At 52.9% G+C, this 12,261-nt stretch carries 10 protein-coding genes and 1 pseudogene; 7 read left to right on the plus strand and 4 right to left on the minus strand.

Going from position 1 to position 12,261, the window contains the following annotated elements:
* Window positions 1–25: 25 nt before the first annotated feature.
* The 7 genes from AC221Y_RS05510 (at window position 26) to AC221Y_RS05540 (ending at window position 10,176) form a co-directional block, all read left to right on the plus strand.
* A complete protein-coding gene (locus AC221Y_RS05510; protein ID WP_299752840.1) occupies window positions 26–802 on the plus strand; it encodes an SDR family NAD(P)-dependent oxidoreductase in 777 nt (258 codons plus the stop codon).
* The gene (locus AC221Y_RS05515) at window positions 789–1,889 is read left to right on the plus strand and encodes a glycerol dehydrogenase (protein WP_486706917.1); all 1,101 of its coding nucleotides are present in this window, start codon (window positions 789–791) and stop codon (window positions 1,887–1,889) included. The genes AC221Y_RS05510 and AC221Y_RS05515 overlap by 14 nt, the downstream gene beginning before the upstream one ends.
* A 59-nt stretch (window positions 1,890–1,948) precedes the next feature.
* A complete protein-coding gene (gene xylB / locus AC221Y_RS05520) occupies window positions 1,949–3,421 on the plus strand; it encodes a xylulokinase (protein ID WP_486706918.1) in 1,473 nt (490 codons plus the stop codon).
* 176 nt (window positions 3,422–3,597) lie between these two features.
* Window positions 3,598–4,512: a sugar-binding transcriptional regulator gene (locus AC221Y_RS05525; RefSeq protein WP_299752831.1), complete on the plus strand. Its 915-nt coding sequence runs from the start codon at window positions 3,598–3,600 to the stop codon at window positions 4,510–4,512.
* A 326-nt stretch (window positions 4,513–4,838) separates the two neighbouring features.
* Complete coding sequence (tkt, locus tag AC221Y_RS05530) at window positions 4,839–6,812, plus strand: transketolase (RefSeq protein ID WP_299752852.1); 1,974 nt, start codon at window positions 4,839–4,841, stop codon at window positions 6,810–6,812.
* Window positions 6,809–7,801 (plus strand): deoxyribose-phosphate aldolase, encoded by a 993-nt coding sequence (gene deoC, locus AC221Y_RS05535; RefSeq protein ID WP_486706919.1) that lies wholly within the window; start codon window positions 6,809–6,811, stop codon window positions 7,799–7,801. The genes tkt and deoC overlap by 4 nt, the downstream gene beginning before the upstream one ends.
* Before the next feature lie 11 nt (window positions 7,802–7,812).
* The gene (locus AC221Y_RS05540) at window positions 7,813–10,176 is read left to right on the plus strand and encodes an aldehyde dehydrogenase family protein (RefSeq protein ID WP_299752825.1); all 2,364 of its coding nucleotides are present in this window, start codon (window positions 7,813–7,815) and stop codon (window positions 10,174–10,176) included.
* A gap of 80 nt (window positions 10,177–10,256) precedes the next feature.
* Here the strand turns inward: AC221Y_RS05540 and AC221Y_RS05545 are convergent, their stop codons facing one another.
* The 4 genes and pseudogenes from AC221Y_RS05545 to AC221Y_RS05560 form a co-directional block, all read right to left on the minus strand.
* Window positions 10,257–10,961 (minus strand): IS6 family transposase, encoded by a 705-nt coding sequence (locus AC221Y_RS05545; RefSeq protein ID WP_486706920.1) that lies wholly within the window; start codon window positions 10,959–10,961, stop codon window positions 10,257–10,259.
* Between the two features lie 176 nt (window positions 10,962–11,137).
* Window positions 11,138–11,692, minus strand: a complete 555-nt coding sequence (locus AC221Y_RS05550; RefSeq protein WP_486706921.1) for a GNAT family N-acetyltransferase — start codon at window positions 11,690–11,692, stop codon at window positions 11,138–11,140.
* Window positions 11,682–11,990, minus strand: a complete 309-nt coding sequence (locus tag AC221Y_RS05555) for a type II toxin -antitoxin system TacA 1-like antitoxin (RefSeq protein WP_486706922.1) — start codon at window positions 11,988–11,990, stop codon at window positions 11,682–11,684. Before AC221Y_RS05555 ends, AC221Y_RS05550 begins: the two co-directional genes overlap by 11 nt.
* A gap of 166 nt (window positions 11,991–12,156) precedes the next feature.
* A pseudogene (locus tag AC221Y_RS05560) lies at window positions 12,157–12,261 on the minus strand (IS6 family transposase); the annotation flags it as partial.

The following is a 12,261-nucleotide window of genomic DNA, read 5'->3' on the forward strand; positions in this document are numbered from 1 at the left end:
TATTGAACTGTCACAGGATCGAACCGTGAACTACCACAAGAAGCTGGACCTAACAGGCAAGACCGCGTTCATCACCGGCGCAACCGGTGGCATTGGTGCCTCTATCGTTGAGGCGCTTTGCCAATTCGGCGCCAAAGTTATCGTATCGGACCTAGACGAAGAACGCGTGGATGATCTTGTTCAAAAATTAACGAAAGACGGGCACTCAGCGGTCGGTTTGACCCTGGAAATAACGGATTCGGCTGCGGTTCAGTCAGCGCATGATAGTGTTTTAGCCGACCATGGTACCGTAGGAATCCTCGTTAATTGCGCCGGAATTGCACTCAGCAACATTGATGCAGAAGAGATGTCCGATGAGCGCTGGCTGAAAGTTTTAGACGTCAACCTTAACGGGACATATTGGATGTGCCGAACATTTGGCGCTTCAATGCTGAAGGCTGGGAGCGGATCAATCGTGAATATCGGCTCGATGTCCGGGTTTATCGTAAACAAACCCCAAGGCCAGGCGCACTACAACGCGTCCAAGGCTGCAGTTCATCACCTAACGAGGTCTCTTGCAGCTGAGTGGGCACCGCGCGGCGTCAGAGTAAATGCGGTGGCACCCACCTACATCGACACCGAATTAAATTCTTTAGTCAAGAACGACGCGGAAATGTACGGAGCATGGCTCGACGGCACGCCGATGAACAGAATGGGAAACCCCGACGAAGTCGCTTCGGTAGTGGCGTTTCTGTCTAGCGATGCCGCCAGTCTGATGACGGGCTCTATCGTCAGTGTGGATGGCGGCTATGTCTGTTGGTGAAACAGCCGTTGGCCACGTACCACTGCGCGCTGTGAGATTTCCAGGAAAGTATATACAGGGGCCAGGTGCAATTCGCTTACTGGGTGCGGAAGCCAAAAGCTTTGGTTTACGGGCATTTTGCATTTTGGATCGAGGGATCGCCGAAGCTTTGCGGCCAAAACTCCAATCTGCATTTGGGAACGATTCCGAGCTCTCAACTGTTACCCATGGTGGTAATTGTACGATGGCGGAAATCGCCTCACTCGAACGGCAAGCTAGCAAATATCGCAGTGACTGCATTATTGGACTGGGAGGTGGCAAAGCACTGGATACGTCCAAGGCCGTAGCCAACAGTTTGAATTTACCTTGCATGGTTGTACCGACCATTGCTGCATCGGATGCACCCTGTAGTGCACTGGCAATCATATATAATGAAGACGGGTCGCTCGACCGAGCTATGAACCTGGCGCGGAATCCAGATGTGGTTGTTGCGGACACCAACATTATTTCTGCCGCACCGGCACGGTTCATGGCCGCGGGCATCGGTGATGGCCTGGCAACCTGCATAGAAGCCAATGCCTGTAGAGCTTCCGGAGCAGATAAAACCTTTGGTTTTCAGGGGCTAGAACTGGCTTTTGAAATCGCGCGATTATGCGAAGACACTTTGTTGGAGTTCGGAGAGCGCGCGATTGCAGAATGCCGTGAGGGCGCGTGCGGGGTTGCGACGGAGAGGGTTGTCGAGGCGAATATCTTACTGAGCGGTTTGGGGTTTGAGTCTTGCGGCGTAGCGGCTGCGCATGGGATTCAGGACGGCCTGTGTGAACTTGAGGAAACTCACTCAAGTTTGCACGGCGAAAAGGTCGCAATTGGTATTTTGGGCGAACTGCTGTTTCAGGAAGTGGAAGGTCGAGCGTATAATAGATGCAAGTCATTGATGGAAAAAATCGGGCTGCCTGCAACTCTGCGCCAGATCGGAATTCCGGGTGCACCTCATGATCAACTCCATCAGGTCGCGTTGAGAGCATGCAGAGACGGTGATAGTATCCATAATGAGCCGATGCCTGTCACTCCAGACATGGTTGTGTGTGTTTTACGAGAATTGGCTTAGGAAAATTGGGGCAATCCAGCCTGGTACGGATCTGTCTTTCCGAAAGTCGGAGTTAAAGCATGTACATCGGTATCGATCTTGGAACTTCCGCTGTCAAAATCGCTTTGGTCGATCATTTTCAGGATATTGTTGCATCGACAGAGCACGCTTTCGCCACCAATCGGCCGATGCCGGGGTGGGCGGAGCAGGTTCCTGAAGACTGGTTTCGGTGCGTTGCTGCCGGACTGGACGAACTCGCCTTTAGTCATCGCGATCAAATGGCACAAGTTGCGAGCATTGGATTGGCAGGCCAGATGCACGGTGTCGTATTGCTGGACAGAAATAATGCGCCCGTTCGACCCGCAATGCTGTGGAATGATAGTCGGGCCGCGGCAGAGGCCGCTGAACTAAACGAAACTCACCCGGAGCTTGACGACATTGTTGGCGTAAAAGCTATGCCCGGATTCACGGGTCCCAAGTTGCTTTGGCTTTCTCGGAACGATCCCGAGTCTTTGGCGCGAGCGTGTTACCTACTTTTCCCTAAGGACTATGTGCGGTTTAAATTGTGCGGGAGCCGATCAACCGATGTATCGGACGCCGCAGGTTCATGGCTGTTGGATCAAAAGCGCAGAACATGGTCTCATCAAGCAATTCAAGTTTGCCAAGCCGAGAATTTGATTCTGCCGGAAATTCACGAGTCTGCTCAACCAACTGGTATATTGGATTCTGAATTGGCCAAAAGGTGGGGTCTGCCCGGAGGAGTGGTCATTGCCGCTGGTGCAGGAGACGTGGCCGCCGGGTGCATTGGAATGGGGATCATCGATAGCAGGCACGGACTTGTTTCATTGGGAACATCAGCGCAGGTGGTAGTGCCCTCCTCTAGCTTCCGGCCGCATACTGAAAAACTCGTCCATACCTTCTGTCATGCGCTTCCCAACACCTGGTTTCACATGGCGGCGTTACTCAATGGGACGAGTGTTCTGGACGCTCTCTCAAGATGGACCGGAATTGTCGACGTCAGCTCGATGATTTCCTCGGTTGAAAGTCGTTTCGATGGGCCAGGTGAGCTTCTCGCCCTTCCATATTTTTCAGGTGAGCGGACACCACACAATGACAGCAAAATAAAAGGGGCGGTCATTGGTCTGACGCATTCGAGTACAACAGAAGATATCGCGCTCGCATTCATCGAAAGCTTAGCGTTTTCGTTGGCGGATGGCCTTGAGGCACTTGCCCAGGGCGCTGAGCAACCCAAAGAATTGGTGCTGATTGGCGGCGGGTCTAAGTCACCCTTTTTAGCCGATTTGATTGCGTCAGTTCTGAATATTACGATCGTAAAACACTCTGGCGCGGAACTTGGACCCGCCCTTGGTGCAGCGCGATTGGGACGTATATCGGTTAATCACGGAACAGCGGAGTCCATCATAACGCGTTTGCCAGTCCTTAGAACGTTTGAACCCAACCCTAACTTGCAAAAGAAGTACGAGGGGCGACTTAAGGACTTCCGAAACTTGTATAGGGCTCTCCGAGTGGATTTTGGAAATGGGCGTGCCTGACTGTCCGGTTTCGATCAGATCGGACTGACCTCGCTGACAATTACGCAAATATCTAACAATAACCCTCGCTTAACGAAATTTTTTACACTATTTTCTTGTATGAAAGTTCCGCCAGATAGCGGCGCAAAACAAAGGCAAGTGATTAGATGTCAAGGCCCCACCGCGGCGAACAGACAATGCTGCAAATTGCCAGACTACGGTATGAGGATGGCTTATCGCAGAGCGAGATTGCATCCGAAATGGGTGTATCAGTCGCTACTATTAGTCGCCACCTTAAGCAGGCCATGGAGCTCGGGATTGTTGAAATTCGAGTAGCTGCCCAGGCTTCAAGAAATTTTGAACTTGAGCGACAGCTGGCCCGAAAGTTCAATTTGGATTCAGCGATCGTAGTTTCGAGCCAAAAAAACAAGAACGATACTTTGGCTTTGCTCGGCAAAACCTCTGGAATTGCGTTGGGTGAGTTTCTCAAAGACGGAGCCATCGTTGGAGTCTCAAATGGAGAGACTGTGGCAGCAGTCGCAGATAATATGCGAAGATCGCGGGCCTCAGACATCAACGTCGTGACATTGATTGGTGGCGTGGGCAGACCCGAGGAACCTGGGCAAACTGGCCAAATATGTCGAAGCTTCGCGTCAAGAATTGGGGGTGACGCCTGGGTCTTGCCGGTCCCGGCCGTTGTCGAAAGTAGTGAGATTGCAGCCGCATTCAGAAGCACCAAGGCTCATAGGGAAGTCTTTTCGTTGGTCGAAAAAACAACCATTGCTCTGATTGGGATTGGATCGACGACCCCCGGGTCATCTACTTTTCAGCACGGTCATTTTTCGAGCGAGCTCTTGGAAGATATCGTCGAGAACAATGCAGTGGGAACGATCTGCGCCCGTTTTTTCGACATAAACGGAGAAGTGACGCCAACTGATATCGATTCACGAACAATTTCGATATCGCTCAAGCAGCTTGCAGCGGTCCCAGTTAAATTCGGTGTCGCGATCGGAAATGATAAAACCCGCGCAATCATGGCGGCTATCCGCGGCGGATTGATCAGTGTGCTTGGAACAGATTCAGCCGCCGCAGAGGCGCTTCTTGCGAACTGAAACACGAACAGACTAAAGATCCAGTTCAGCAGCCGTAGATATCTTCATCGTTGCTCATCGACGTCGGTAAAAACCTCAGAAAAACAGCGCTACCAGAAGTCGAAAAGTGACTGACTTTCGCATGGAAGCGGTTTTTCGAGTATCTCGTTCGACCTTCAATATCGTCCGTAAATTGCAATTATTTGCATTAATTAAATATTATTGCAAATAATATACAAAATGCTATGGTGGTTCCTATGCGGATTTTCCATGGAATCAGCGAATAGAACTGACAGGTGCGCACAGTGACGGGACAATCCAAATCACAGCTGACGACAATCTCAGAAATGTCGAATGCTTTGCGATTTCTTTCTGTTGACGCGGTTGAAAGGGCAAATTCAGGTCATCCCGGAATGCCTCTGGGTATGGCTGATGTTGCTACTGTATTGTTCACGCGCCATCTTAAGTTCGACGCCAGTCATCCCAATTGGCCGGACCGCGATAGGTTCATTCTGTCGAATGGGCACGGCTCAATGCTTCAATACTCTTTGCTTCATATGCTGGGTTATGAAGGTGCTACGATCGAAGAGTTGAAACGGTTTCGCCAACTCTATTCAAGAGCAGCTGGCCATCCTGAGTTTGGATACTTGCCGGGCATTGAGACGACAACAGGACCGCTTGGACAGGGATTGGCGAATTCGGTTGGATTTGCGCTTGCTGAACGACTCTTAAACTCTGAGTTCGGCGATGGAATCGTTGACCACAGAACTTGGGTATTTTGCGGAGACGGTTGCCTTATGGAGGGCGTCGGCCAAGAAGCAATTAGCCTTGCCGGTCATTTGAAGCTTTCAAAGCTTACGCTTGTTTTTGACGACAACAGAACGACAATTGACGGCGCCACAAGCGTCAGTACCTCTGAGGACCATGCGGCCAGGTTCGCGGCGGCAAACTGGAATGTCTTATTTACTGATGGCCACGATCACGAAGACATCGATGCTGCGATGGAAGACGCCAAACGAGCAGATAGGCCAACCGTAATTATTGCGCGAACGCGTATTGGGTTTGGCGCGCCAACGAAAGAGGGCAAAGCGGTCGTTCATGGCTCGCCTCTGGGCTCTAAGGAAGTCGAAGGGCTTCGCAAGAACCTAAAATGGCACCATCCTCCCTTCACTGTTCCTGCAAACATCAGAGAAAAATGGTCTATTGCTGGGAAGCGAGGATCCCAGATCCGCGCCGACTGGGAAAGACGGTTGGAGAATAGTGAGAGCTCGTTAAAAAACGAATTCAGTCGACGCATCAATGGAGCCCTTCCCGAGACTCTGGAAGACGGGGTTCGCGCTGCTATTGCAGAAACCGTGGACAAAGCCGCGGCCGCCCCGATCAGAAAGGGAAGCCTTTATGCGACCCAGGTCCTTGCACAGAGTATGCCTGAGTTAATTGGGGGTTCCGCAGATCTGACTGGAAGTGTGCTGACGAAGCCCGAAGGGATGCAAGTCGTGGTCCCTGGTAATTACTCCGGCAAACACGTCGGCTATGGTATTCGCGAACACATCATGGCCGCCGCTATGAACGGCATTGCGCTGCACGGTGGGTTGCTTCCATACGGTGGAACATATCTGACATTTAGCGACTACAGCCGGCCGGCAATCCGCTTGGCTGCAATCATGGACATCAAAGTTGTATTTCTATTCAGCCATGATTCCATCGGTGTTGGTGAGGATGGACCGACACACCAACCCGTCGAACACCTCGCCGCGCTGCGGGCAATTCCTAACTTGCGAGTTTATCGTCCAGCGGACGGCGTGGAGGCGCTTGAATGCTGGTATGACGCGGTATCGCATAAGGGACCCAGTGCAATGGTGGTGGCGCGACAGTCGGTCGGGTCGGCCCGTCTTACGCATCGAACGGATATGCCATCGCGACGTGGCGGATATGTGCTGCATGAAGCCAAAGCGAAACGCGACGTGACGCTAGTCGCGACAGGATCCGAAGTCAGTTTGGCCCTCCAAACCAAGGCTCTTTTGGATCAGAAAAGTGTAGATGCTGCCGTTGTTTCGCTTCCGTGTTGGGAGTGCTTTGACAACCAGGATGCGGCTTATAGGGATGTTGTACTGGGAGACGCGCCGCGATTTGCCATCGAGGCTGCGTCACCGATGGGCTGGGGGCGGTATGTTGGATCAGAGGAAAATATGTATGGGGTTCAGGGCTTTGGGATATCCGGCCCGGGTCCGGAGGTCTATGCTGAAATGGGTCTTACTCCCGAAGTCTTAGCCAAGAAGATCGCAGATAGACTTGGTGAGCCGCAAGCGGCATCGACATGAACAACGTGATCGCCGAATTGACAGAAGACAAGGTAATCAGCGTTCGACGGAACAATGGAACAAGTCTTGATGTGGAATTTATCCGAAGCTTGCGCGTAAACCGAAGTTCAGTTGAGCGTCGATGCATGGCGCTTTCTGGCCGCCGGACCGTCAAGAAAGAGCATCAGGCAGCTTGGCTTTTAAAGGCAATCTCTTGCATGGACCTCACAACCTTGTCTGGTGACGATACACCAGCTCGTGTTCGAAGGCTTTGCGCCAAGGCTAAGCAACCAATTTCTCGTGAACTCGAAGAGAAATTGGGCGTTACGAGCCTAAAATTGCGTGTCGGTGCGGTCTGCGTCTACCATGAAATGGTCGCGACTGCTCTTGATGCGCTCAAAGGCACAGGAATTCCGGTCGCGGCTGTTTCAACAGGCTTTCCGGCAGGTCTGTCACCTCACCGATTGAAGGTGATGGAAATCGAAGACTCTGTCGCCGCCGGTGCGGACGAAATCGATATCGTCATTTCCAGGAGGCATGTTTTGAACGCCGATTGGACTTCGCTCTATCACGAAATGCGAGACTATCGAGAAGCTTGTGGTCGGGCACATGTAAAGGCAATTCTGGCAACTGGAGAGCTGGGTACGCTCACCAACGTTGCTCGCGCCTCCTGGGTGTGCATGGCGGCTGGCGCAGATTTCATAAAGACGTCGACCGGCAAAGAAAGCGTGAATGCCACGCTCCCTGTCACTTTGGTCATGTTGCGCGCGATCCGCGACTATTACGCGCTTACAGGGAATAGGATTGGCTACAAGGCGGCTGGAGGGATCTCGAAAGCGAAAGACAGCATCTCATATCTGATCTTGCTGAAAGAGGAGTTGGGGGATGAATGGCTTTCACCAAAGCTCTTTCGCTTTGGTGCATCTTCCCTGTTAGGCGATATCGAACGGCAACTGGAGCACTATGTGACTGGCGCATACTCGTCCAGCAACCGCCATGCACTGGCATGAACGAGGGAAATATGACTGTCTTGGAAGCCTTCAAGTCGATGGAATATGGACCCGCACCTGAAAGTGATGCCGAAGCCCTTGCGTGGATTGAGCAACGTGGCTCCCAATTCGGCCACTTCATAGATGGCGAATTCACGACGCCGAAAAACCTCTTCGAGACACACAATCCGGCAACATCGCAAGTCTTAGCAAAAGTGTCTTCAGGTACGAAGAGAGACGTGGATCTGGCCGTTGCTGCTGCGACTTCTGCGCAGCCGGATTGGGAAGGTCTCGGCGGATCCGGACGATCCCGCTTCTTGTATGCTCTGGCTCGCCTGGTTCAGAGGAACAGCCGACTACTGTCGGTGCTGGAGACTCTCGACAACGGGAAGCCGATCCGAGAAACGCGTGACATCGATATTCCGCTTGTCGCGCGGCACTTCTACTACCACGCGGGTTGGGCCAGGCTGCTCAAGTCAGAGTTTCCGGACTACGAGGCCATCGGCGTCGCAGGCCAAATCATCCCTTGGAACTTTCCTTTGTTAATGCTGGCGTGGAAGGTAGCACCTGCACTCGCGGCCGGTAATACAGTTGTTTTAAAACCTGCGGAGTATACTCCGCTGTCAGCACTTTGCTTTGCAGAGCTTTGCCAGGAAGTCGGGCTGCCGCGGGGTGTCGTCAATATTATAACTGGCGCTGGTGACACGGGCGCTCTTATTTCCGGCCACAGGAAAATCGACAAAGTTGCCTTTACCGGCTCGTCTGATGTTGGTCGCACCATTCGTAGGCAGACCGCCGGGCAAGGCAAGAAGCTGACGCTTGAGCTTGGCGGAAAGTCACCCTTCATTGTTTTCGACGACGCCGATATCGATGGCGCGGTTGAAGGTCTAGTAGACGCAATTTGGTTCAATCAAGGCCAGGTCTGCTGCGCGGGATCAAGATTACTGGTGCAAGAAAGCATCGCTGAGCCTGTGCTGACCAAGATCAAAGCCCGAATGGACAAGCTGCGCGTCGGCAACCCATTGGACAAGTCAATTGACATGGGCGCGATTATTGATCCCGTGCAACGATCGCGCATCGTAGAAATGGTCAGGCTTGGCATAGAAGAAGGCGCGGAGATTCATCAACCCGTAGGCCCCATGCCTGAAGGTGGGTGTTTTTACCCGCCGACATTGTTGTCGTCAGCCGAACCAGCCATGAAAATCGTGCAGGAAGAGATATTTGGTCCGGTCTTGGTCGCAATGACGTTCAGAACGCCGGACGAGGCTGTCGAACTTGCGAACAACACTCGCTATGGGCTTGCCGCAAGCGTGTGGACGGAGAATATCAATCTTGCGCTTGATGTTGCCCCAAAGGTCAAAGCTGGAATTGTATGGGTCAACTCAACAAACTTGTTTGATGCCGCCGCAGGATTTGGTGGCTACCGCGAAAGCGGCTATGGGCGTGAAGGCGGACGCGAAGGAATGTTCGAATACCTAAAGCCATCTTACCTGAAGGCTCTTGCAGCAGCAAAACCATCCAAACCTCCATTGGCGACCAAGCGCGGTTCTGGGCTGAACGCAATAGACCGGACAAGAAAACTGTACATTGGCGGCAAGCAGGTCCGGCCAGACAGCGGATATGATCGCCTAATTTTCTCAGCGTCAGGCGAGCAAATTGGTCAAGTTGGCGAAGGAAACCGCAAAGACATACGAAATGCCGTTGAAGCAGCGAGGAGCGCCGCTGGTTGGGCGACCACTACGGGGCATGCACGGGCACAAATTCTCTATTATATTGCAGAAAATTTGTCTGCGCGGGCCCCGGAATTTGCCGCAACACTGGGCTCTATGAACACCGGTAAGCACCAAGAAGAAATCTTGGCAAGTATCGATCGGCTGTTCTGCTACGCCGCGTGGGCGGACAAATATGACGGCGCCGTGCATCAAGTGCCCATCCGCGGCGCGGCGTTGGCCATGAATGAATCCATCGGCGTGATTGGTATGGCTTGTCCAAATGAAGCTCCACTATTGTCGTTTGTTTCGCTCGTGGCCCCCGCAATAGCGATGGGAAACTGTGTTGTGGCATTGCCTTCGCAAGACCACCCAATCGCGGCAACGGATTTGTATCAGGTATTTGAAACATCGGATCTACCGAGTGGCGTGGTCAACATCGTAACCGGCGACCACGATGTCTTGACGAAAGCTCTTTCCGAGCACTCTGGTGTCGATGCGATGTGGCATTTTGGGAGTGACCAAGCTGGCGAGGCAGTTGAGCGAGCGTCGATCGGCAATCTGAAACGCACATGGGTTTTAGGCGGGAAAGCTTTGAACTGGTTTGACGAGGATCAGGGCGAGGGTCGCGAATTTCTTCGGCATGCTACGCAGGTCAAGAACATCTGGATCCCCTACGGCGAATGAAACGAACTGCAGAGAGTAATAAGGATGGTTTTGTCACGTTAACCCTAATGGCCTGCGTCAAGCACCCGGTGCCAACGTTTTCAGCTGATACCGGCGGCAACATTCCAGGCATCGAGCGCCTCGAGTCGACGGGAGCGGATGGTCAGGGCTGGGCGGCGTTTAGATGGGACTGAGAAGCAATTCCGTGTAGCTGAGTGCATGGACACAAACCGTTGCATACCTCTGGGTGATCGATGGCCCTGCATGGTTCGCTTGCGCTTTCGAAACGGCAGATGGCTGTTGTCGGCACGATTGTTGAGCCCCTTGTGTGACCAGTGCTCAAGGCCAGGCGCCACTTCCGCCTTTGCAGCGCCGTAGGAGCAGAGCTTGTCTGTGACGATCTGTTTGGGAACAAAGCCAAACCGCTTCATCAGCGCGATCAGCAGGCGTTTCGCCGCACCCTTGTTGCGCCGCTTCCGCAGGATTTCCTCAAGAACCGCGCCGTGCTCATCGACTGCACGCCACAGCCAGAACTTCTTGCCAGCACATTTCACGACGACCTCGTCGAGATGCCACACATCGCCGGGACCCGTCTGCCAGCGACGCAGATTTCGAGCAATCAGCGGCCCGAACTTGGCAGTCCAACGGCGAATTGTCTCATAGAACACGTCAATCCCGCGCTGCAGAAGCATTTCTTCAGCCTCGCGCAGGCTCAGACCGACCCGCAGGTAAAGCCAAGCCGCGTGAGCCACGATCTGCGGAGGAAAATGGTGACGCTTATAGCTAATGGACGGTATTTGCGTCATCGGCTGATATGCCAAAATCAATAAGCCAGCAATCGTAGGTCGGTTAATGTGACAACACCCAGCGGTCACATACACCGCGCCAAAAGGCCGGACAAATGACCGCAACCTGCGACGATCAACTTCAGCTCAAATTAAACCTTGCAAAAACGGAGCCGTCCACAAATGGCAGTACCCTTCTATGCTTTGGCTCCGAGCGTGGAGCGTACATCGGCCATCGAGATGAACACGCGATGTTTGTTGTCTGGATCGCCTAGAGGTTCAAACCCAAGATCCGCATAGAACGCCCATCTCTTGTCAAACGCATCGTCTTCCAAGACATCTAATACAATCGCGGCGGCTCCCATATGCTCTGAGATGGCGTTACATCGCTTCATGGCGTCGATGACAAGGGCTGTGCCAAGGCCTTTGCCTTGCATGTCTTTTCGAACAGCGACCACGCGGATGTAGATGACCGGTACATCTGGTACCTTGGCACGTTGCCATTTGGCAGGACCGAACTCAGAACGAACCGCCATTGCGCCGAGCGTGTAGAAGCCGAGTACGGCTGGGTCGTTTTCGGCCGTGGCTATCCAAGCTGCGGCCATCCCAGCTTTTATCTGGTCTGTCAGGGACGATTTGAGAAAATTATCTATTGGCTCAAAACCGCAGCTAAATTCACTGCGGTCGTGAGCTTTTTTATCAAATGTGGAGAGTGTTAGATTGGCCGCTGGTGCCGTTGCATCAACTGGCATCCTTGAGAAGGTCTTTCGATGCCTCTGCGGCTTTTTGCAAGCCCGGCACGACCTTGCCCGAAGCTTCAACTGCGCCCTTGAACGCATCAAACGCTTCTACTGGTAGAACGGACAACGAAACGCGTTGCTCTATTTCTTGGACGCGCAGAAGCGCTGCTTGACGGATGAAGTCAGACTCTTGTAGGCCGGTTGCTGCTGCAGCAGCCCGAATACGTTCTTCATCTGCACGATGCATACGCAACTCTTTACGCGCTTCCATCTTACCCACTGTCGGTGTCACTGTTTCAATGGCGAACATATCATTCTCCTTACTCGCTTCACGTACGGTATAGCGCCGTACATGTCAATAGTTGATGATTATCGCTCCCGGTTCTTCAGGCACTAGTTCCAGCTCTGGCAAGTCCCGCAAGAGTGTTGTCACGTTAACTCCAATGGCCTGCGTCAAGCACCCGATGCCAACGTTTTCAGCTGATACCGGCGGCAACATTCCAGGCATCGAGCGCCTCGAGTCGATGGGAGCGGATGGTCAGGGCTGGGCGGCGTTTAGATGGGACTGAGAAGCAATTCCG

The organism is Boseongicola sp. (assembly GCF_057460485.1).

Bases quoted from the DNA above. Each gene is read 5' to 3' on its own strand.
- AC221Y_RS05525 (WP_299752831.1), top strand. From the start codon at position 3,598: ATGCTGCAAATTGCCAGACTACGGTATGAGGATGGCTTATCGCAGAGC.
- AC221Y_RS05540 (WP_299752825.1), top strand. From the start codon at position 7,813: ATGACTGTCTTGGAAGCCTTCAAGTCGATGGAATATGGACCCGCACCT.
- xylB (WP_486706918.1), top strand. From the start codon at position 1,949: ATGTACATCGGTATCGATCTTGGAACTTCCGCTGTCAAAATCGCTTTG.
- AC221Y_RS05515 (WP_486706917.1), top strand. From the start codon at position 789: ATGTCTGTTGGTGAAACAGCCGTTGGCCACGTACCACTGCGCGCTGTG.
- AC221Y_RS05550 (WP_486706921.1), bottom strand. From the start codon at position 11,692: ATGCCAGTTGATGCAACGGCACCAGCGGCCAATCTAACACTCTCCACA.
- AC221Y_RS05545 (WP_486706920.1), bottom strand. From the start codon at position 10,961: ATGACGCAAATACCGTCCATTAGCTATAAGCGTCACCATTTTCCTCCG.
- AC221Y_RS05555 (WP_486706922.1), bottom strand. From the start codon at position 11,990: ATGTTCGCCATTGAAACAGTGACACCGACAGTGGGTAAGATGGAAGCG.
- deoC (WP_486706919.1), top strand. From the start codon at position 6,809: ATGAACAACGTGATCGCCGAATTGACAGAAGACAAGGTAATCAGCGTT.
- tkt (WP_299752852.1), top strand. From the start codon at position 4,839: ATGTCGAATGCTTTGCGATTTCTTTCTGTTGACGCGGTTGAAAGGGCA.